A 21,715-nucleotide genomic window follows, 5' to 3' on the forward strand; every position below is an offset into this window, starting at 1 on the left:
CAGTCACACCGAGACGTGAGGAGGTCGTATGTCGAGCGCCCTTTTGGAGCCGGGTCCCGATCAGGGAATGGACCGCCTCCCGCCGCAGGATCTAGGTGCTGAGCAGGGCGTTCTGGGCGGCATGATGCTGTCGAAGGATGCGATCGCCGACGTCGTCGAGAAGCTCCGCAGCAACGACTTTTACCGCCCCGCGCACGAACTCATTTACGAGGCGATCATCGACCTTTACGGTCGCGGGGAGCCGGCCGACTTCGTGACGGTCGCCGATGCGCTGCGTGAGAAGGGCAACCTCGAGAAGGTCGGTGGAGCCCCGTACCTCGCCGATTTGATCGATGCGGTTCCGACGGCTGCCAACGCGGGGTTCTATGCCGAAATCGTCGCGGAGCGGGCTACGCTCCGTCGCCTCGTTGAGGCGGGCACGCGCATCGTGCAGCTTGGCTTCGCTGCGGATGGCGGCGAGGTTGATGCCGCCGTCAACGAAGCGCAGGCGCAGGTGTACTCGGTCACGGACCGCACGAAGTCCGAGGACTACGTGAAGCTTTCCGAAGTGATTGAGCCGACGATGGACTTCATCGAGATGCTCCAATCGCGCGGCGGGCAGGTCAACGGCGTGCCCACGGGATTCGCGGAGTTCGACGAACTCACGCAGGGCCTGCACCCCGGCCAGATGATCATCTTCGCGGGCCGCCCCGCGATGGGTAAGACCACGCTCGGCATGGACGTGATGAGGAGCGCCGCGATCCACAACGGGATGGCGTCGGCCATCTTCTCCCTCGAAATGGACCGCCAAGAGATCATGATGCGCATCATGGCCGCCGAAGCGCAGGTGCCGATGAGTCGCCTTCGCGACGGCACGGTCGACGATCAGGACTGGGAGCGCCTTGCGCGCGCCACGACTCGCTTCATGGATGCGCCGCTGTATATCGACGATTCGGCGAACATGACCCTCATGGAGATTCGCGCGAAGTGCCGTCGCCTCAAGCAGAAGGCGGATCTCAAACTGGTCGTGATCGACTACCTGCAGCTCATGAGCTCCGGTAAGCGCGTCGAGTCGCGCCAGCAGGAGGTTTCCGAGTTCTCGCGTGCCCTCAAGCTCCTCGCGAAGGAGATCGAGGTGCCCGTGATCGCCATTTCGCAGCTCAACCGCGGAAACGAACAGCGCACCGACAAAAAGCCCATGATGAGTGACCTTCGCGAATCCGGCTCGATCGAGCAGGACGCGGACCTCATCGTGCTCATCCACCGCGAGGACTACTACGAGAAGGAGTCGGCGCGCGCGGGCGAGGCCGATCTCATTGTTGCGAAGCACCGTAACGGCGCGACCAAGACGATTCCCGTCGCGTTCGAAGGCCATTACTCGCGCTTCAAGGACATGGCGCAGTAGCCTCGAACGTACGTGAATAGAACCGGAGGTGGTGACGTGTCGGTGAGCGCCCACGAGGCGGCGGATGCCGAGCATTCGATGCTCCGCCGCGCTGTGCCCGCCGATCTTGCCGGGCCGCTCGGAGGGTGCGTGTCACCAATGACGCCCGTGGATGCCATCCGCAACCTCGTGTATATGAGTGCCGCGAGCGACGACGGCGAGCAGATGTGCCGCGTGGAGGCGGTTCTTGACATTGGTGGCGTATGGGTTGCTCACCGCGATCTGCCGGCCCCGCTCGCCTCGATGCCGGAGCTCGCGGCGCACCTTGAGCCCGCGTGGGCATTTGCGCTCGAAGCGGCTGAAAAGGAGCAGATCGGGCCCGTAACGGGCGTCGAGTTCCAATGCGATCGCACGGGCGAGGTTGTCGCGCGGGTCTTCACGGATCTCGCGCAACCGCCCGCGGATTCGGGCGCAGATTTTCACGTGTGGCATCTCGTTCCCGAGCTCGATGAGCTGTGGGAACGCGTGAAGCCCGAATCGTGGTGGGAGCGCCGCCTTGAGGACCTCCAGACCCTCGTAGGGCGCGTGCGGACACGTGGACAGGGGGGACTGTGAGCGCGCAGAGCAAACGTTTCATCCCGATCGACTTGATCGCACAAACGGGCACGGGCGAGGTCTGGCGTGCGTGACAATGCCGCTCGTGTCAGGTGGCACCCTCGCCGACGCTGTGAGTCTCAGGGGGACGCTCGGCGAATCAGCGGCACTCATGATCGCGAGGCAAATCCGCTGACTAGGAGTCTGGAGGAGTGACGGGATCTTGAGCTCTCGGGCTGCGTCGATTTTCGAAAACAGCAGGCTTTCACTCGTGAGGGAACAGTCCTTCGCGAAGCGAACACGAAGCGTCCCGCCCGGACGGGTGGAACTTCTACGCTAGGGAGTTTGATCCACGTTGTAGTCGGTGGATATCAGAAGATGACTTGCTCGCTTTTACGAGTCAATGATTTCAAAATTTTGCTCCTCGTTGGGGTAGTCTCATCCCTCATTCGTTTCATGCATGTAGAAATCGATACATGGTTCGCAACGATGCGTGTCCTATTCTTCTTCACGAAAAATTTCGCGAAACCGACCTGGCGATTCCAGCAGCTCTAAGTAGGTGCCTGATTGAATCAGTTGCCCTTCTTCGATGACATAGATTTGGTCCATAGAACGTAATGTGGCTGCACGATGGGATACGACGATGGTTATACGATCTTTCTTCGTGATTCCGGATGCAAGGTCATCGAAGATTGCCCTCTCACTCTCTGCATCGATGGCGCTTGTAGGTTCATCAAGAATCCACACTGGAGCATTGCGCAAGACTATCCGCGCCAACGCAAGTCGCTGCCATTGGCCGCCAGAGAGTCCGACCCCGCCGAACTGCTCGCCCAGTTGGGAATCTAGCTTATCCGGTAGGTTCTCGACAGCTTTCCTTAGTCTGGCCGCATCGAGCGCGTCCCAAAGCTCACTGTCGCAGACATAGTCTCTTCTTGTCCCGAGAAGCAAGGACTCCCTCACTGTGAGTTCGTATCGCCCAAACTCTTGCGACAGTAATCCAAAAAGGCTGGTGCGCGAGGCGTCGTTGAAATAGTCGATCGGTTCGCCGTTAATCAGAACGTCGCCAACACTGGGATTAAAGAGACCCATGATGATACGTACCAGCGTTGTTTTGCCTGCGCCGTTCACGCCGACGATACCGATGAGTTGACCCTTCTCCGCAGACAGTGAAATGTTATCAAGTGCTTTAGTCTCGCCATGGGGATAGCTATAGGAAACGGAACGCACGTGAAGACTTTGTATATCTGGTCTAGGTGTATCGGCGTCTGACGAGGAAGCTTCCCCGGCCTCACCTTGAAACTCATTAGTAAACCGTCTATAGGCATCGACGATCGGGGTACCTGAGACAACACTGCCCAGAGTGTATGAGGCATCAGAAGTAGCTGACATGCTCGAAATCAGAGCCACTACTCCGGCAGCAAGAACCCCTGCACCGAGACCACTATCGGAGGCGAGTGTGAATAGAGCAAAGATCAAGAGGCCAGTCGCAAAAAGTCCACCCAGAACGATAAGGATAGCGGACTTCGACATCGCTGAGACAAAGAGCTGTGCGGCTTTGAAGGACCGCTGCTTAACGACGCGAGCTAATTTGAAGCCCGTTCCAAGTGCCGACAGTTCGAAAGCCGGCTTTTCGTAAACCAACTGATTGAGGGCGTAGCTTCCGAACTTTACTTCGTGAGAAACCAAGGGCCAGGTTCGGCCTTCGATTTTGGCGACCAGCGTAAAAGCGATGAGCGTAGGAATCGTAGCCAGCACGATGACCAACGCCGAAATGACACTGTAAGGAGCCAAGGCGAGGACCAAAAATGCCATGGTGGCGACTGCGCGGAACGAATTGATCACATAGGTTCCATGGAAGGATGCCGCCGTTGCAATGGCTTCGCTCGCGGTTCTTGCTCGGGTAGTGAGCGAGTCTCCCATGAGCTGGTCTGCCGGTACACGGGACATTGCTTTCGCGAACTCATACTCCATGCCCGCCCGGGTTTTTCGGCTCAAGATTTGACTGAGAGTCATCACGACAGACCGAACGCTGGAGTTTAGCCCGAATACGAGCCCCGCCGCGACAATAGCTCCAGACAGTTGGGAGTGTGATTCCCTCGTAGTGGCCTCATGCACGAGGTTTTCAACCGCGACTACCATCAGGGCAGGGCCGAGACTGTCGACGATCACGAAAATCAGATAGAACACGAGGACCACAGGCGAGTACTTCCACAACTGATGCACGGCCCAAAGCGCGGTCTTGATGGTGGAAGTCGTCATGACGTCCGCCCCTCGCTAGTTTTCCCTTCGCTCATGGCGAGATTGGAGTTGGGGCTGGAGCAGTGTGAGCTGCAGTGCGTTTGTCCGTATGCGCCTTGGTGTAGGCGAGGCGTCTTTTGGGAAAGTTGAATCGTCATTGAAATCACCTCCTCTTGGGTCATCTCGGATCATACACCGCTGTGTGACGATGGTCACGCGTGCGTGGTGCTTGGGGCACGGCAAGCCTCTAGCCCTCCTTCCAGGTGAGCCGTTGGGAGAACTTAGAGGAAGCTGACGAAAGCTGGCTAGACTTACCTGCCTCGGGCGGCTGTGAGCCGTGAGCAAGCCAGTTGAACGCCGTGGGTCATGTGGCCCCAGCGTCGAACGCAAGCTCGAATGTTGGCCAGAACATTCCTCAGCTTCTTTGGGCTCGGGTGCCGTCTTACGTGAAGACCCTTAGGAATACTTGGTGACTGTTACGCGCTGCCATTGCTCGTTGCTTCATAGCCCGCGCGTTGAGGCCTTCATGGCCATGCCCCCGGAGGAGAATGCCTGCGAACTTAGCCTGCATATTCATATGTGCAAGGCTGGCCACAAAATGCGAATGTCAACACTGAAACGCTACAGAAGTTGAAAGATGCGTCGGCGTGTGCTGATCTAGGTCCATGAACGCCTACGGCAAGCGTTTCGTGCGGATCGACCTGGTCGAGCGCTCACGCACGGGCGAGGTCTGGCGTGCGTGGGACTGCGAACGCGAGGATCAGTGTGCGCTCAAGGTTCTCGGTGACGGGCAGTTGGTCTCGGCGAGGCGGATACTCGAAGATTCCGACGGGGCTTTCGCCCACCCGCATCTTCTTTCCCCGTATGCGATGGATGAGTCCGAGGCGCTCGTGGCAATGCCGCTCGTGTCAGGTGGCACCCTCGCCGAAGTTGTGAGCCTCAGGGGGACGCTCGGCGAATCAGCGGCACTCATGATCGCGAGGCAAATCCTCGAGGCGCTCGCAACGATGCATGAGGCGGGGTGGGTGCATCGCCGCGTGAGTGCCACGACGATCATGTGCCGGGAAGATCGCCCACCCGTATTCGCTGTGCTCGCGGGCGTGAGCGCAGCGATGCCGGAGGTCGAAGCGCCAGATTTCCCGGTCGTGGACACCGCGACCGTGGAAGCTTTCTTCGCGCCCGAGGTCGCCGCCGGTGCCGTCGCTACACCCGCGGCCGACGTCTACGCGCTTGGTGCGTCTGTGCTGTTCACGCTCGCCGGCCCCACCGCGCTAAGCGATACGACAATTCCCGAAGGTCTCTCGCCCGAATTCGCCCGGGTCCTCGCCGCAATGCTTGCGAGCGACCCCGCCGAGCGCCCGAGCGCGCGGGAGGCCCTCGCGCAGCTCCCGAGCGTGGAGCCCGGTTCCCCGGCTCTTCTTTCCGACGGTTCCCGGCTTGAAATTGTGGACCTCATGCCGGATATTCCGGAAGATTTCGATCCGTACGAGGGGGAACCGCCCTCCGTTGAGCCCGTGCCGTCGCCCGTGCCGCAGCGTCCCCCAAGCGCCGCGATTATCGAAGAAGTGGACGACGTCGAGGCGCCGTTCGATCCGCCCGAACGACGGATGCCCCCCGCGGTTTCGCTCGTGCCGTCGAGTCCGGATGAGAACGACATCGATATTCGCACCGGAAAGCGCGGGCTGGGTGAGCGTGCGCGCAGCTATGACCGGATGACTCTCGTGGGGTGGGCCGCGATCATCGCGGGCATGACGATCGCGATCGGCGCGGGCGCCTTCGCATCGCTCACGCTCATTGGCTTCCTGTAGAGCGCGGCGGAGCTAAGCGCCGAAGACGTCGCGCCACGGCTCCACGACAGCGGGATGAGGCCCCGAGGCCCGCACGCGCGAGGCAATCTGCATAAAATCCTCGCGAGCCGTAAGGGGGCCTGCCACGAGAATCGAGTTGCCCGTCGCACGGGTGTGCGCGACGTGAGCATCAGTGAGGATCCACGGCTCGGGGTAATCCCGCTCAGCGCACGCGGCATTGAGCTCACGCGCTTGTGAGTCGAGAAAGCGCTGGGGTTCGTCGTCTCCAATGTTGACGAGGAGAACCCCTGGTGTGCCCGCATCCCCCTCAAGAATGTCGAGAACAGCGCCGTAGAACTCGCTCGTGGCGAGATGGGGCGCGGTCTCCTTCCCGCTGAACACATCGAGGACGGCGGCGTGGAACCGTCGGACCTCGCCGCTGGAGGCGGGGGTGGAGCCCGCGTGATCCTGCGAGAGCGCACGCACCTGTGCGAGGGCATCGCCCACGCGGTGCTCGAGGCGCGTGCCCGCTGGAAGAGGCAGGTTCTCGAGCACGAACGTGACGAGGCGGGGTTCGATGTCGACCGCGAGCTGCATGCTTCCCGGGCGCGTGGCCTGCACGTACCGCGCGAGTGTGAGCGCACCCGCGCCGAGGTGGAGAATGCTGATCGGCGCGCCCGCCTCGAATCCTTCGTCGAGAACGTTCGCGATGCGCCTCAAGTACTCGTAGCGGATCTCTCGCGGATCGGCTGGGTTGACGTGAGACTGCTCGTGCCCGCCGATCGTGAGGATCGTGCCGCCCCAGTCGAGGTCGTCGACCAGGGCGGCATCGAGGTCGCTCACCTCGAGGTGGATGTGCGGCATGAGGCTCAGATTCCGATGGGTGCGGCGCCCGAGGCCTCGCCCTTGTCCTTCGATTCGCCCTTGATGTTGAGCGCCTGGATCTGGGAGTTCTTGCGCGGATCCATGAGCAGGTCGATGAGGACCTTCCCGCTTTCGCCCTCGAACGTGCACACCGCTTGGAACGGTGAAAGAACCTTCAGGCTTGCAGCCTTCTCGAGCGTGAGGTCGGCGCGGCCGAGACCGGCGATCCGCAGGGCCGCGTCACGCAGACGCACGCGTTCAGCGCGCGAGACGTCCTGATCCATGTTGGTCGCAAACAGCGCGAGAAGCGGGTCGCTTTCCTCGCTCACTCCCTGCTCGGCGCGGTTCGCGAGCACGGTGCGCGCCGAGCCACTCGGCACGAGGGTCGTCGGCTGGCCTTCGAGCTCGACGTCGCGCAGCCACGCGAGAGCCTTCTCGAGGGCGTCGCGCGTGGTGGGCGCGAGTTCACGCTTCGGAGCGTCGACGAGTTCGGCCTGGTGGGTGCGGATCGCCTCGAGCGCGTCGAGGGAGCAGGGGATCGCGGGCGCGTACTTGGAGTTCGCGAGGGCGATCACGGTCAGGCCCGTGCCGCGCAGCCACACCATGTACGAGCCGTAGCCCGGGTATCCACCGGAGTGGGAGATGACGTCGCCGAGCTTCGGGAATTTCTCGACGACGAGCCCGTAACCGTAGCCGCGAACGCGACCGAAACCGTTTCCATCCTCGAGAACCGGCCACTCTTGGATGCGGTGAATCTCCTGCATCTCGCGGCGCGAAGCCGGCGAGAGCATCGCGCGCGAGTCGTCGCTGATGCCGTCGGCGCCATGCACGCCCACCTCGGCGAGGAACGCCGTCCACTTTGCGACGTCGGCGACGGTTGAGAAGAGCCCCGCCATCGCGCCGAAGGCGCCGGGAGTGTCAAAATCGACGTCTTCGAACCGCTTCGCGCCCTCCCCGTCGCCCACGCGGTGACCCGTGAGCACGCGCGAGCGCTGGTCATCGGTCATCTCCGCGAGCGAGAACACCGTGTCCTTCATCCCGAGAGGATCGATGAAGCGGCGACGGATCTCGTCGCGGAAGCTCATGCCCGTGACCTCGTCGATCACGCGTCCAAGGAGCACGAAACCGGTATTCGAGTATTCGAATCCGCAGCCGGGTTCGGCGATGAGCGAGAGCCCACCGGCGATGTACTCGTCGAACTCGTCGATGCTCATCGACTCCTGCCTATCGCCCCACGGGTTATCGGTCACAAACCCCGCGGACATCGTGAGGGCGTGGCGCACCGTGAGGGCGGGGGAATCCTCGCTAAAGGACCCGATGTGCGCCGCGGCAGGAACGTAGGTCGCGATCGGGTCATCGAGGCGCAGCTTGCCCTCGTCACGAAGCGCGAGAATCGTCGCGGCCGTGAACGACTTCGTCATCGACGCAATGCGCGAGATTGAATCGACGCGAGGCGTGAATGCGCCCTCGGCCCTTTCGCCGCCCGCGAGCGCGCTCGAGCCCGCACCACCCGAGGCGAGCACCTCACCGCCCGACGCAATGCCCCACGCGACGCCCGCCATGCGGTGCTCCGCGACAGCCTTGTCAAAAATCGCCGCGACGGCGTCAATCGTCTCCTGTGTCAGCTCGTGAGCCATCGCCCTGGCCCCGTCCTTTCGTCTCGGTGCGCGGCACGTCGCCGCCTCTTTGTGCTTCAGCGTAGAACGCGGCCACGAGAGCCGCTGCCTCTTCGCCCATTGCTCTCACCAGTATCCCGGATTCGAGCCGCGCGGGATCAAAACGGGTGCGGGTCTCCACGTGCGGTTCGGGTCCGACGGTTGCCGGGGGAGCGTCGGACGCTGCTTTCGTGAGGTGAAGCCTCTCCACGTCCAACCCCAGAAGGGCAAGGTAATCCGCCGGCGCCCGGTCGATGTGCTCGGTGAAGGCGACGGCGAGCGCCCACACGTGCTCGCACACGTCGGGCCAGCGCAGGCACGTGCAGCCGAAGGACAGGGGCAACTCCGCGCTCGGGAGGAGGGAGAGGCCTTCGCGATCGAGGGTGCGTTCGTCGGCGTTGTCGTAGGTGCCCGCGAGCACGGCGAGAACCTCGTGCGGGTCGCGCTTGGCGCGCGCGGCGAGGGCCTCGATGTCGTGAGGCAGGCGCGGGCCGAAGTCGAGCTGCGGATGGGTGAGCGTGCCGTCAATCGCGGCGGAGACCTCTGCCTTCACGTGCCCGGGCGTCACGTCGAGCCATTGGACGGCGCCCGCGCGCGCGAGGCGCTTACCGGCCGCGAGCCGCGTGCGGCCGAGCTGCACCTCGGCGCGTGCGAGAAACTCGGTCGCGAGGAAGCTTTCGCCGATCGCGCCGCGTTTCGACGTCATCTCGATGCTCATGAGCGTCTGTCCTTCCGCGCGTCGCCGAGGGAGACGATCTCGGCGAGTTTCTCATTGCTGAGTTCCGTGAGCCAGCCTTCGCCGGAGCGGACGGTGTGTTCAGCGAGCTCGAGCTTGGTGCGCAGCACATCGTCGATCTTCTCCTCGATCGTTCCGATCGAGATGAGCTTGTGGACGGAAACGTCCCGGGTTTGGCCGATGCGGAAGGCGCGGTCGGTGGCCTGGTTTTCGACGGCAGGATTCCACCAACGATCCAGGTGGATCACGTGATTCGCGGCCGTGAGAGTGATGCCGGTGCCGCCTGCGCGGAGCGAAAGGAGCATCGCCCCCGGGGTGCCGGGGGAGTTCTGGAACTCGCGCACCATCTCGTCGCGCTCGGCCTTCGAGATTCCACCGTGGAGGAACGGCACGCGAATCCCGAACGTGTTGTTCCAATGCTCGAGCATCGTGGGGGCAAACGCCGTGAACTGCGTGAAAATGAGGGCCTTCTCGCCGCTCGCGACGACAGATTCGAGGATCGTGTCGAGCCGCTCAAGCTTTCCGCTTCTGTGCTCGCCAGCGGCATCCAGGAGGGGCGAGCCGTCGCCGAGAAAATGCGCGGGATGCCCGAGGACCTGCTTCATTTTCATGATCGTGGTGCTCACGATCGTGCGGCGCCGGCGGTCGCGGGCGAGGGGGTCAGAAACTTTTGCGAGCTGCTCGAGCTCTTTCGTCATGTCCTCGACGAGCGCCTTGTAGAGCCCCGCCTGCTCTTCGGTGATATTGACGAGCTCGCGCTCCTCGCGCTTGTCGGGAAGATCCGAGATGATGCTTCGATCCGTTTTGACGCGCCGCAGGATGAAGGGGCGCGTCACAAGACTTAAGCGTTCCTGCACGGCCTGGTTGCCCTCGTTGATGGGCTTGACGAATCGCTCCTTGAAGGCGGCCTCGCTCGGCAGCAGCCCCGGCGTTGTGATCGAGAGGATCGAGTGGAGATCCGTGAGGTCGTTCTCGACGGGCGTGCCCGTGAGAGCAAGTCGCCGCCCCTCGGGCAGGGCCTTGACGGCCTGCGTGACGCCGGTGTCGTGATTCTTGACGTGCTGCGCTTCGTCGAGGATCACGCGGTGGAACTTCGCGGAGGCGAGGTCATCGAAGTCGCGTGCGACGAGCGCGTAGGTCGTGAGCGTGAGGTGGGAAGCGCGAGAGCGCTCGCGGAAGGCCTCGCCGTGGAGTCGATCGGGGCCGTGGTGGATGTGCACGTCGAGGCTGGGGAGCCAGCGCTCAGCCTCGCGCTGCCAGCTACCGAGGACCGACATGGGACACACGAGAAGCGTGGGCCCGATCTGGGGGAGCTTCTCGCGTTCGCGCGCGAGGAACGCGAGGACCTGCATCGTTTTGCCGAGGCCCATGTCGTCGGCGAGGATCCCGCCGAGGCCGCGAGAGTCGAGGAACGTGAGCCAGTCGAGGCCGCGCTTTTGATAGGGGCGGAGCGTCGCCTTGAGCGTGCGGGGCGCGGGCAGCGCCGGCACGGAGACTTTATCGGCGCCGAAAAGGAGTTCGTCCCCATTGGCGCTCGTGGCCTCGACGCGCAGATTCAGATCGCTCAGGTCTTCGTGCGCGAGCAGGCTTCGGAACTGAACGTCGGAGAGTTTCTCGTGTCCGTCCTCGCGCGGTTGCACCGCGGCGGCGCGGCGGGCGCCCGCGAGGAAGGCCGTCGCGGCACGGAGCGTCGAGGAATCGAGGCGCACCCACTGCCCTCGGATGTTCACCAGTTCGCGCTGCTCTTCGAGGAGTTCCTCGAGCTCTTCGGGGCTCAGCATCGATTCCCCGACGGCGACCGAGAACTCAAACGACGCCATGGCACCCGAGAGTCCCACCGACTTTGTGGGGCGATTCTCGGGATCCTCCTGCGGCGTCGCCACCTTCGCGACCACGCTCACGGGCTGCTTCGTCCATTCGCGCGGAAGCATGACCACGATGCCCTCGGTTTCGAGCACGTTCGCGTCCTCGGTGAGGAAGCGCGAAAGCTCCTTTGTGGAGAGGTTCCACGTGAGCCCTCCAGGCTCGGCGTGGGTCTTTGCAAGCGTCGGAGAAAGGCGGCGCACGTGGGAGGCGTGCTCGAGTGCGCCCACGCTCGTGAGGTCGCCCGCGTTCACGAGCTCCCCAAGCAGGTGCACGCGCCCCGAGGTTTCCGCGAGGCACACCTCGACCTGCCAGCGGGCGGCCGTGGAATACACGCGGAGTCCGACGGTCGCCGAGCCAGCGTCGTACCCGTTCTTTTGCGCCTCGCGCACGCGCACCGTGAGGCGTGGCTGCCTCTCGCTCAAGAGGACGCCGCTGAGCGCCGATTGGACGAAATCATCGAGAGCTTTTCGCAAACGGCGATCGTTGACGGTGTCGAGCGCAAGAAGCGCGTCGCTGCCGTCGAGAGCATCGAGGAGCGCCGCGCCCACGGGGTCGAGCCCCGCGAGTTCCTCGGCGCCCGGGAGCTTTCCCGCCCGTTCGTGTTCCGTGCGCAGGCGCGTGAAGGCCACGCGCGCGTGGGCGTCAACGAGGTGTTCGAGCGCGGGGTGAGCGGGGGAGGTGCCCACCGCGAGACCGGGGGCGAGGCGCCATCGCACGCGAGAAGTGTCGTGCGCGCTTTCAGGGCCGGGGACGATGTCGCGCCGCTCGACGATTCGGCGCGCGTGCGAATCGAGATTGAGGACGGCGAGCGTCTCGGGGGCGAGAAGGATCCCCTCACCAAGATCGAGGGGGCGAACTGCCTTGGCGAGTTCGCTCATCAGCTGCGTGATCCCGTTTTCGCTCGCATCGCGCGGCGTAGCCGAGGTGCGTGCGAGGTGGGCGATGCGCGCGCGCAGAGCCGTGGTGAGTTCGGCGAGGTGCGTGCTCTCGAGCGCGAGCGTGCGCACCCTCCTGCGGCGGCCGCGAAAGTCGACCTCGATCACGTGACGCATGGGCCGCGCGAGCCACGACCCAAGTGGCGCGAGCGCAGCGGGCCGCGTGCCTTCGGGAGAGAGCGCGGTGAGGGCGGGCTCGAGTGCGTCGAGGATGCTCGCGCGGCGCTCGGAGTCGGTCGTGTGGGCCCACAGGCTCACGCCGAGCGAGGCATCAGCGTGGAGGTGGAGCGTGCACGAGTGGAGGGCAGCCTCGCGCGTCGCGTGCGAAGCTGCGGTGGTGCTCAGAGCCCGTCGGCGACCGTCGCGGTTGCGTTCATCCACGCCTGACGTGTCTCCTTCGAGAGCTTGCCCCACTCGAGGCTTCCGCCATCCACGAAGTGCGGCTCGAACGGAACCTCAAGCACGGCACGAGTGTGCGCGCCGAAGTGATGCAGCAGGCGTTTGCGGAGCACGCGGTCGATCTTCCCGCGCGAGGAGTGCGACAGGATCGTGACCGCCTTCTCGACCTGCTTCTTGTGGCCCGTCATGCGAAGTTCATCGATCATCCACGCAGCGGCGTTGAAGGTGTCCTCGCGCACCGTCGAGACGATCACGAGCTGATCGGCGCCCTCCACGGCGGCCAGCCAGTTCGAGGCGCGAACATTGTTGCCCGTATCCACGACCTTGATGCGGTAGAAGCGCGAGAGCGTGTCGTTGAGGCGATTGAACGCATCACCATCGATCGAGGCCGCCGATCCCGGATCCTCATCAGAGGCGAGGATGTCGAAGTTCATGTCGCCTTGCGGGCGCACGTACTTGTCGAGATCGGCAACGCGCGCATCCGTGCCCGCGAAGTGGTCGAGGTTATTGAGAAGGTCGAGCGCCGTGAGGTGGTGGTCGCTCGGGATGCCTCGCCAGCCCAGGGTGCCGCGCGTCTCGTTGTTATCCCATGCGAGCACGCTGCCGCCGCGGAACATGCCGAGGGTCGCTGCGAGCATGAGCACGCTCGTGGTCTTGTGGGCGCCGCCCTTGAGGTTCACGACCGCGATGTTCTTCGGCGCGTCGAGCCGCTTGCGGATCCGCTCGATCTGATCGAGTTCGCGGCGCTCCGCGCGCCCCGGGCCGGGCTTAATGAGACCGAAGGTGGCCTGGCGGACGAACTTGTTGAAGCCTCGCGTGGCGACCGGTTTGCGGTGGGCGTCGTTGCCCGCACGCAGGTCATCGAGCGTCGGCAGATCGTCCTTGGGAAGCTCGCGCTTCGGTGCCACAACGGGCTCGTGCGGTTGTGCCGTCGAGGAGGGTGTGAGCTCGTCGCCACCTGCGCGACGCGTGCCATTGAGGGCCTCGGGAGAGGACATCGAATCGGCGGCCGGGCGCTCCTCGGCGGCCGCGAGCCGCTTTTGCAGGTCGGCGAGGGCCGCAGCAGAGGCCGCGCTCGCGGAGCCGGGGGAGGAGGCGCTCGCGGGTCGCGGGGCGTTCCCGGAAGCCGGGCTCGTGGCGCTCAGCGCCGAATGGCGCCCGCGCTTTTGGCCCGAAGCGGCAGGCATTGCCGCGCTTGAGGCGTAAAGCGGCCGAGAATCCGCCTCGCGTGGCTGGATCCGGCCATTGGGCTCGACGCGAAGATTGTGGGTCGCCGGGCCGTCGAAAATGACGACGTCGATCGGTGATTCCTGCTTTCGCGCTTCCGCGACGAAGGCGTGCTTGATCGCAGTGCGCACCTCGTTCCTGCTCTCGCCTTCGATGCGTTCGGCGCGATCGGCGAACTGAATCGTGGCGTCCTTCGCCGAAACGATACGTGCGTGAGCAATCATGAAGGTCCTCGCTGGAAATGGGGGATGCTGACAAGGACGGTTGAGCGCCCTGGCTCCCCATCGTAACGGCCCGACCTTAAACGGTGGATGGCACGTGGATGCCGGCCCCCAATCCGCCCGTGGATAGTACTCGAATGTGGAGGGACTAACGAGGTTCACATTTGCCGCAAAGTGTTTTAGAGTTGGAGTACCGGCGTTGCCCGCTCCGCGGCACCCCGGTGCCGCAGGTGCGGCACAAGCACGGCACATATGCCGGAATATAGCTGCCGCACAGCGCTCACCCCCTTGCGCGTGCGGCCTGGCGATCGGATGTTCCCCCGAACCCGATCGCCGCTCCGCAGGGACCTCCCCCCTTTGTCCCGCGGAGCCAGCGGACGGACCGTGAGCCCCATTTGTGCGCGCTCCGGTCCGTTCGTGTGTTAATCAGTGCGGCTCGCGCTCTAGTTACCTCGCGCCGAGCAGCGCAACGTCGCTACCGAGCTCAAGCCTGTAACCCGAGCCTCGCACCGTCGAAATGAGCTTCCGGTAGCGGCCAAGCTTGTTGCGCACTCGGCGAATATGCACGTCAACTGTGCGTTCGCCCGCATCGCTGCCCGCCGAGCTCCACACCTCGCTCATGAGTTCGCCGCGCGAAACGATGCAGCGAGCATTGCGTGCAAGATGCGCGAGCAGTTCGAACTCGCGATGAGTGAGGTCCACATCCTCACCGTCGATCCTGACGCGTCGGCCATAGAGGTCGATCACAAGAGACGGCTGAGCGGGAAGAGCGCCAGCAGCGCCCCCGGGAAGCGAAGGGCTCGCCGGGCTAAGTGCGCTCACGGGCCCGGGCGCGCTCACCGGGCTGACGAGGCGCGACTGGATCAGGCGCAGCCGCGCGGCCTCGGCATCGCGGCGGGCGGGAGCATTCGGCGACACGACCCCGGCCTTGCGCGGGCGGAGAGCCTGAGGTTTGCCGGCGGGGCGCGGCGGGATGGAGGCGCTCGCGCTCTGGCCCGGCACGGCCGTGAAGCGGGTGGGGCGAGGCGAAGATTCCGACGTCACCTGAACGCGCGCGGTTCCACCCTTGGCAGTCGCGAGCGTGAGGGCGTGGGAGCGGAGCGAATCTGCGAGCAGCGTCGCTTCACGAGGGTCGCTCGAGGCGGGCAGGTCAACGGTGAGCGTGATACTCACCGTGCGGGTCGAGGTGGATGTTAGGGGGCGATCAACAGCAACTGTCATGGCGATTCTCCAGGATGCGGCGCCGCGCGGCGCGAAAAGAATGGGAATCCGGGATCTCGCGGGGGAGTGAGATGAACTCGCGTGCGAGGCGTGCTCCCGGTGGGCACCTGGAGCCCACGCCCAGTGGCCGGCTCCTGTCAGCCGGCTTTCCGCAGTGCGCTTAGAGGCGCGGCTGACCCTGCATCATGGACATCGCCATGTCCATCATCATGCCGCGCATCATGAAACGGGAGACCGAAGCGGTCCCCTCGCTGATGCTCGATGCGGCATGGAAATTCATGCCACCAGTGTGAAACACGAATGGCGCCGGCGCAAGTGGGCGTTCACATACTGAAACACTTCGGTGGAGGAAGCACATGTGAACGCGCGCCGCGCCGGCGCCGTGCGGAAGGAAAATGCGAGGCCTAGTCGACGACCCCGAAGAGTCGATCGCCCGCGTCCCCAAGACCGGGAACGATGTAGTTCTTCTCGTTGAGCTTTTCGTCGATCGCCGCTGTCACGACCGTGATGTTGGCGCTCTTGTCGAGCTCGCGCTCCATGGTCTCAATGCCCTCGGGTGCCGAGAGGAGAGTGACACACGTGATGTCGCGCGCGCCCTTTTCGAGAAGGTAGTTCACGGACGCGATCAGGGTGTGGCCCGTCGCGAGCATCGGGTCGACGACGAAGCACTGGCGGCCCGTAAGGTCGTCGGGAAGGCGGTTCGCGTACGTGGTGACTTCGAGAGTTTCATCGTTGCGCACCATGCCGAGGAAGCCCACCTCGGCCGTCGGCAGCAGGCGAGTGATGCCATCGAGCATGCCGAGGCCCGCGCGGAGAATCGGCACGACCATGGGCTTTGGATCCGTGAGCTTACTGCCGATCGTCGTCGCGACCGGCGTCTCGACCTCGGCGGGTGCGACGGCGACATTACGCGTCGCCTCGTAAGCGAGGAGAGTGACGAGTTCGTCGGCGAGCTGGCGGAAAACGGAACTCGGGGTGTTCTTGTCGCGAAGGACGGTGAGTTTGTGGGCAACGAGCGGATGGTCAATGTTCAATACGCGCATGGGGCCAGCCTATTACGATGAGAGCCGATCCGCCGCGGCCCCAGGGCCCGAAACTGAAAGCGAGGCGAGCATGACACACCCGGTTCCCGAATTGGACCAGCTCATGCAGCCCGCGATCGACGAAGCGCGCGCCGCCTCAACGCCGCCGCGCCGTGACATTCCCATCGGCGCAGCCGTGTACGACGAAAAGGGAAGGCTCATTGCGAGCGCCGGCAACCGTCGGGAAGCGGACGAAGACCCAACCGCGCACGCCGAAATCCTCGCTCTGCGCGAAGCGGCCCGCGTTCGCGGCCGCTGGAACCTGAGCGGCTGCACGCTCGCCGTCACCCTCGAACCCTGCACGATGTGCGCGGGAGCGATTGTCCTCGCACGTATCGAGCACCTCGTCGTCGGCGCAATGGATCCGAAAGCCGGGGCTGCCGGATCGCTCTACGATCTCGTTCGCGAGGAGCGGCTCAACCATCGCGTGCGGCTCACGACCGGCGTGCGCGAGCACGAATGCGCACAGATGCTGCGCGACTTCTTCCGCGCCCTGCGCGAGCGGCGCAAGGGGCTGCGCGCAGGGTAGAAAGTCCCGTACGATGATGCACGTTACAGACGCACGGTGACTGTGCGTGTGCGCCCACGAGCAAGGACATGACATGACGAACACTCCGCACCAGGGACCGTCTCAGGGTTCCGGTCCAAGCGCCAACTCCGATCTTCCGCCTTCGGCACCGTCGGCCCCGCCGGCGCCGAACGCCCACCAGGGCTCTGGCCAAGCGCCCCAGTACCAGGCGCCCCAATTCCAGCAAGGAGGGCAGGGCCAGCAGCCTCAGTACACCCCGCAGGGTGCCCCGCAAGGCTTCCCGCAGAGCCAGCAGGCTTCGCAGAGTTTCCCGCCCAACGGGCAGTTTCAGCAGTCCCCGCAGAACCAGCAAGGTCAGCCCGGCCAGCAGGCTCCTCATCCCGGCAAACAGTTTGGCCAGGCCGCATCGTTCATCGGCAACCCGTTGCCGACGCTCGGCGCAGCTTTCGCCTCGTACGCGGCGGGGCTTATCGTTGCCGCGATCGTCGTGGGACTTCCTCTCCTCGGCTCGATGGTGCTGGACACGCCGAGCATTATTCCTGACCCGAAGGGCGGCCCCGCGGGAATGGCCGTCGCCGGTGAGATAAAGCCGGACACGCCAGAGTTTCTCTATATCCTCGGCGCGCCCTTCCAGGTAGTTTCGATGGCATTCCTCGGCTCGTACACGAGCCACGTCACCGTGAAGGGGAACCTGGGTGGGGAGGAAGACGCGGCCTTCTCCCTGTATTCGAGTTTGGGGCTCGTGCCCTTCCTCGTTCTTGCGGCTGTACTCGGCGGCGCTTTCTTCGCGGGTCGATTCATCGCGAAGCGCAAGCCGAACGAAGGCGCAGTTGCGATCTGGGTCCAGGCGGCGGCCTCGAGCTTCCTCGTGGCCACCATTTCCACCCTCCTCACGTGGGCGCTTGCCGTGCGCGCGAGCGAGAAGGCCGACAGCTACGGCGTGAAGTACGAGATGAACATGAGCGTGCACGCCGCGGGCATCCTTCCGTTCCTCGCCATTTTCGTGCTTCTCGCACTTGCGCTCGTCGCGGGTCGCTATAGCGTTCGCGCCCTCCCGAAGAAGTGGCCGCTCGTGAGCGAATACTTCGATGCGGCAAAGCTCGCACTCCTCTACGCCGCGACAGCAGCCGTCGTTGGCCTCGTGTGCGCCGTGGCCGTTGTGCTCATTGCCGCGATCAATGAGGGGCACTTCGGTGACAGCCTCAAGATGCTCGTGATGCTCGTCCTCACCCTCCCGGCAACGCTCTTGACGGTGCTCTTCACCTACTTCGGCCTCGCGACCTTCTCGCCTGTGAACTACACCTTCGGTCTGGGTCCCTACGCTGGACTCCTGATTAGCCAGGATGGCGACATGGTTTCGGTGTTCACCCTCCCGCACTGGTGGATGATCGTCCCCGCGATCCCGTTCGTTTTCCTCCTGATGTTCGTGTTCGCGGGCGTGTGGGCGAAGTCCCGTCGCCGCGTGCAGGGCAACACACTCGCGACCGTGACCTCGTGGGCCGCACTTCCCGCGGTGTTCTTCGTGCTGAGCGTCATCGGCATCATTTTCGCGACCCTCAACTCGAGCTACGACGCGAGCGGCGCACGCGACGTGCTTGAATCCGCGGGCCTCGCGAACTTCGAGGGCGAAGCGCACGCGGGCGTGAGCCTCGCGACGCCGTTCATCGCCGCAATCGTGGGCATCCTGATCGAGGTCATTTCCCGCTTTATCGCCCCGTTCTACTCAGCGTTTGTGCCCGCCGTTGTGGGCGGTTTTGTGCACAAGCAGCACGGTGCGAACGAGGAGTATCCCGCAACCGAGGTACAGCAGAAAAAGGTTGACTTCGCTGCCCTCGCGACGAACGTGCAGAACCAGGCGCAGAACTTCGGGCAACAGGCCCAGCAGGGCCAGACCAGCACCCCGCAGCAGGGTTACCAGCAGGGCCAGTCGACTGCTCCGCAGCAAGGCTATTCGCAGCAGAATCCGGCTCCGCAGTACGGTCAGCAGCCGAGCGGGCAGGGTTACCAGCAGGGTCAGCCGAGTGCTCCGCATCAGGGTTATTCGCAGCAGAACCAGGCTCCGCAGTATGTCCAGCAGCCGAGTGCTCCGCAGGCGCCCGGGTTCACGCCCGAACAGGCCTACGGCTACGGGCAGCACAACCCGCAGGGTCAGCAGCAACCGCCTCAGGGCCAGTAGGCGTCTGCGCGCCTCGGCCAAGGCCAGCACGTGTGAACTGTGTGTCCTTTCATGAACTGATATCTGCCTTCGCGTCGCGTTTCACGGATACTGGAGCGCGTGATCACACTTGACGGCCTTACGAAAGTCTTCCCCGGAACCGGCGGTGCCGAGGTTCGCGCCCTCGACGGCATCTCACTGAATGTCGCCGAAGGCGAGATCCACGGTATCGTCGGCCGCTCCGGCGCTGGTAAATCGACGCTTATTCGCTGCCTCACGGGGCTCGAAAAACCCACGAGCGGGACCGTTCGGATCGGCGACACCGACATCGCCGCGCTCAACGGTCCGCAGCTGCGAACGGCTCGACGGAAGATCGGCATGGTCTTTCAGCACGCGAACCTGCTGGATTCGCGCACGGCCGCACGCAACATCGCGCACCCCCTCGAGATCGCCGGCTGGTCGCGCGCCAAGATTCGCGAACGCGTCGCGGAGCTCGTCACTCTCGTGGGACTCGAGGGTCGCGAAAACAACTACCCATCTCAGCTCTCCGGCGGGCAGATTCAGCGCGTCGGTATCGCACGCGGCCTCGCGGCACGACCCCAGGTGCTGCTGTGCGACGAACCCACGAGCGCACTCGATCCAGGAACAACCCGGCAGATTCTCGCGCTCATCAAGAACCTCAACCGCCGCCTCGGCATCACGGTCCTGCTCATCACCCACGAGATGAGCGCGGTACGCGAAATCTGCGACCACGTGACTCTCCTCGAGGACGGCGCGATCGTGCAGACTGGCACGCTCCTCGACGTCGCCTCCGACCCCTTCGGCCGACTCGCCAAAGAGCTCATTCCACTCCCGCCGGCACCCACGGGTGTCGATGCGAAGATCGTCAACCTGGACTACGGAAAATCGCCGGTCGTCAACAATGTGAACGACATCGTGCGCTTCACCGAGGAGCACGACGCCCTCGCCGAGGTCGTCGCCGCGTCGATCGAAACCATCCAGGGGCAGCAGATCGGCCGCGTGCAGCTCGCGCTCCGCAACGCCGATAACAGTCCCATCAGCGCGCCGGGCTTCGCCAAGTTTGTGAAGGACTGCGCAGACAACAACATCGTCGCCGCGGAGGTGCAGCCGTGACCCAGTGGTTCCAGGAGTTTTTCTCCGACCCGATCTTTACCTCGACGAGCACGAATAACTCGCTGTGGATCAACACGGGTCTCACGATCTACATGGTCGCGTGGACCATGGCACTGAGCGTCGTCATCGGCATTCCCCTGGGGATCGGTCTTTTTGAGCTCTCGCGCGCCCACGGTCGCGTTGCCCGACTTGCCTATCAGGTGCTCGGCTTCATCGTGAACGTGCTGCGCAGCTTCCCCTTCGTCATTCTCATCATCGCCCTCCTGCCACTCGCGAAGGCGATCGTCGGGCGAGGAACGGGGCCAAACGCCGCCATCATCTCCCTCACGATCGCCGCCGTTCCCTTCCTCGCGCGACTCGTTGAAACCGCGCTCAGGGAAATCCCCGCCGGCAAGCTCGAGGCAGTCGAGATGATGGGGGCAAGCCGATTCCAGGTGATCCGGCATGTGCTGCTCGCCGAAGCGCTTCCCGGCATCATCGCCGGCATCACCACGACAACGATTGGCGTGGTCGGCTACACCGCGATGGCGGGCACCGTCGGCGCCGGTGGCCTCGGTGACCTGGCCTTCCGCAAGGGGTACTTGAGCTTCAACGACACGGTCATGATCACGACCGTCGTCGTCCTCGTCATCCTCGTCGTGATCGTTCAAGTCGTGGGGGACTGGGCGTCCCGGACGGTCGATCACCGGGCTAAGGGCTAGGCGCACGCGGGTTCACTGCGGGGCAGTCCGACGTCGGACCCGCTCTACCGATCCCGCCATGCACGTTGTTGTCACGAAACGTCACATTTCTCGCGCCAGGTACGTCGCCCGGTGCAGGCTAGTGCCACACGAGATCATCTAAGGAGACCATCATGACGAACCTCAACCGCCGCACCCTCCTCACCTCCGCCGCCGGACTCGCGGGCATTGGCTTGCTGAGCGCATGCGTGTCGAACTCCCCGGGCACCGGTGGGGAGAAGGGTGAATCGGGCCCCAACTCCGTGCTCAAGGTCGGAGCCTCCCCCGTTCCTCACGCCGAGATTCTTCAGTTTGTGAAGGACGAGCTCGCGAAAGACGCTGGGCTCGACATCGAGATCGTCGAATACACCGACTACATCCTGCCGAACAAGGACCTCGAGGCGGGCGACACCGACGCGAACTTCTACCAGACCCCGAACTTCCTCAAGAACGAGATTGAAGAAAACGGCTACAAGTTCACGGCCGGCAAGGGCGTGCACATCGAGCCTCTTGGCCTGTACTCGGAGAAGGCGAAGAGCGTCGAAGAGATCGCCGAGGGCGGCGAGATCGCGCTCAACAGCGATCCCGCGAACACCGCGCGTGGTCTGAGGCTTCTCGAATCGGCGGGGCTCATCTCGCTCGGTGACGCCCCCGAGGACGCTCTCGTCAAGCCCGAGGATGTCAAGGAGAACCCCAAGAACCTCAAGTTCACCGAGCTCGAGGGCGGTCAGATTCCCCGTTCGCTCGGTGACTTCGCCGCGGCCGTCATCAACGGAAACTTCGCGCTCGAGGCGGGGTTGAAGCCCAACAAGGATTCGCTTTTCCTGGAGCCAGGGGAAGACAGCCCCTACGCGAACCTCCTCGTATGGCGAAGCGAGGATGACGGTAACGAGCATCTCAAGAAGCTCGAAGAGCTCCTGCACTCGGCCGAGGTGAAGGCCTTCATCGAGAAGACCTACACCGACGGCTCCGTCATCCCCGCTTTCTAAG

16 protein-coding genes are annotated in these 21,715 nt (G+C 64.1%); 8 read left to right on the forward strand and 8 right to left on the reverse strand.

Translation table 11 applies throughout. The annotated features are described in order from the left end of the window. The first annotated feature begins 28 nt into the window (after positions 1–28). Both dnaB and HMPREF3176_RS02330 read left to right on the forward strand, forming a co-directional pair. Positions 29–1,384, forward strand: coding sequence for a replicative DNA helicase (dnaB, locus tag HMPREF3176_RS02325; RefSeq protein WP_034371573.1), 1,356 nt, complete (start codon positions 29–31; stop codon positions 1,382–1,384). A gap of 36 nt (positions 1,385–1,420) precedes the next feature. Further along, positions 1,421–1,978, forward strand: a complete 558-nt coding sequence (locus HMPREF3176_RS02330) for a hypothetical protein (protein WP_070457878.1) — start codon at positions 1,421–1,423, stop codon at positions 1,976–1,978. Between the two features lie 477 nt (positions 1,979–2,455). On the opposite strand, the gene HMPREF3176_RS02335 is transcribed toward HMPREF3176_RS02330, so the two are convergent. After that, positions 2,456–4,216 (reverse strand): ABC transporter ATP-binding protein, encoded by a 1,761-nt coding sequence (locus HMPREF3176_RS02335; protein ID WP_070457880.1) that lies wholly within the window; start codon positions 4,214–4,216, stop codon positions 2,456–2,458. A 644-nt stretch (positions 4,217–4,860) separates the two neighbouring features. Here HMPREF3176_RS02335 and HMPREF3176_RS02340 point away from each other — a divergent pair. After that, positions 4,861–6,003, forward strand: a complete 1,143-nt coding sequence (locus tag HMPREF3176_RS02340) for a protein kinase domain-containing protein (protein WP_070457882.1) — start codon at positions 4,861–4,863, stop codon at positions 6,001–6,003. A 12-nt stretch (positions 6,004–6,015) separates the two neighbouring features. Here HMPREF3176_RS02340 and HMPREF3176_RS02345 read toward each other — a convergent pair whose 3' ends face one another. From HMPREF3176_RS02345 to upp, 7 genes are all read right to left on the reverse strand, one after another. After that, positions 6,016–6,846 (reverse strand): spermidine synthase, encoded by an 831-nt coding sequence (locus HMPREF3176_RS02345; protein WP_070457884.1) that lies wholly within the window; start codon positions 6,844–6,846, stop codon positions 6,016–6,018. A 5-nt stretch (positions 6,847–6,851) separates the two neighbouring features. Continuing rightward, on the reverse strand, positions 6,852–8,483 hold the full coding sequence (locus HMPREF3176_RS02350; protein ID WP_070457885.1) for a serine hydrolase domain-containing protein: 1,632 nt from the start codon (positions 8,481–8,483) through the stop codon (positions 6,852–6,854). Next, a complete protein-coding gene (locus HMPREF3176_RS02355; RefSeq protein WP_070457887.1) occupies positions 8,452–9,219 on the reverse strand; it encodes an SWIM zinc finger family protein in 768 nt (255 codons plus the stop codon). The genes HMPREF3176_RS02350 and HMPREF3176_RS02355 overlap by 32 nt, the downstream gene beginning before the upstream one ends. Continuing rightward, the gene (locus HMPREF3176_RS02360; RefSeq protein ID WP_083286197.1) at positions 9,216–12,419 is read right to left on the reverse strand and encodes a DEAD/DEAH box helicase; all 3,204 of its coding nucleotides are present in this window, start codon (positions 12,417–12,419) and stop codon (positions 9,216–9,218) included. Before HMPREF3176_RS02360 ends, HMPREF3176_RS02355 begins: the two co-directional genes overlap by 4 nt. Then, positions 12,380–13,888, reverse strand: a complete 1,509-nt coding sequence (locus HMPREF3176_RS02365; RefSeq protein WP_034371588.1) for a MinD/ParA family ATP-binding protein — start codon at positions 13,886–13,888, stop codon at positions 12,380–12,382. Before HMPREF3176_RS02365 ends, HMPREF3176_RS02360 begins: the two co-directional genes overlap by 40 nt. Before the next feature lie 444 nt (positions 13,889–14,332). Next, the gene (locus HMPREF3176_RS02370; RefSeq protein WP_034371591.1) at positions 14,333–15,106 is read right to left on the reverse strand and encodes a winged helix-turn-helix domain-containing protein; all 774 of its coding nucleotides are present in this window, start codon (positions 15,104–15,106) and stop codon (positions 14,333–14,335) included. Positions 15,107–15,510: 404 nt separating this feature from the next. After that, positions 15,511–16,149: a uracil phosphoribosyltransferase gene (upp, locus tag HMPREF3176_RS02375; RefSeq protein WP_016663699.1), complete on the reverse strand. Its 639-nt coding sequence runs from the start codon at positions 16,147–16,149 to the stop codon at positions 15,511–15,513. 70 nt (positions 16,150–16,219) lie between these two features. Here upp and HMPREF3176_RS02380 point away from each other — a divergent pair, with 70 nt between their 5' ends. The 5 genes from HMPREF3176_RS02380 to HMPREF3176_RS02400 all read left to right on the forward strand — a co-directional run bounded on the left by HMPREF3176_RS02380 (position 16,220) and on the right by HMPREF3176_RS02400 (position 21,714). Beyond that, positions 16,220–16,717 carry a nucleoside deaminase gene (locus HMPREF3176_RS02380; RefSeq protein WP_070457913.1) on the forward strand — a complete coding sequence of 166 codons (498 nt, stop codon included), beginning with the start codon at positions 16,220–16,222 and terminating at the stop codon, positions 16,715–16,717. A gap of 73 nt (positions 16,718–16,790) precedes the next feature. Further along, positions 16,791–18,893 carry a hypothetical protein gene (locus HMPREF3176_RS02385; protein WP_070457889.1) on the forward strand — a complete coding sequence of 701 codons (2,103 nt, stop codon included), beginning with the start codon at positions 16,791–16,793 and terminating at the stop codon, positions 18,891–18,893. Between the two features lie 99 nt (positions 18,894–18,992). Then, positions 18,993–20,006: a methionine ABC transporter ATP-binding protein gene (locus HMPREF3176_RS02390; RefSeq protein ID WP_070457891.1), complete on the forward strand. Its 1,014-nt coding sequence runs from the start codon at positions 18,993–18,995 to the stop codon at positions 20,004–20,006. Further along, positions 20,003–20,707, forward strand: coding sequence for a methionine ABC transporter permease (locus HMPREF3176_RS02395; RefSeq protein WP_210386448.1), 705 nt, complete (start codon positions 20,003–20,005; stop codon positions 20,705–20,707). Before HMPREF3176_RS02390 ends, HMPREF3176_RS02395 begins: the two co-directional genes overlap by 4 nt. A 152-nt stretch (positions 20,708–20,859) precedes the next feature. Continuing rightward, on the forward strand, positions 20,860–21,714 hold the full coding sequence (locus HMPREF3176_RS02400) for a MetQ/NlpA family ABC transporter substrate-binding protein (protein ID WP_081976413.1): 855 nt from the start codon (positions 20,860–20,862) through the stop codon (positions 21,712–21,714). Position 21,715 lies beyond the last annotated feature (1 nt).

The sequence above is a fragment of the Dermabacter sp. HMSC08H10 genome (genome assembly GCF_001807585.1).
Lineage (GTDB): Bacteria > Actinomycetota > Actinomycetes > Actinomycetales > Dermabacteraceae > Dermabacter > Dermabacter hominis.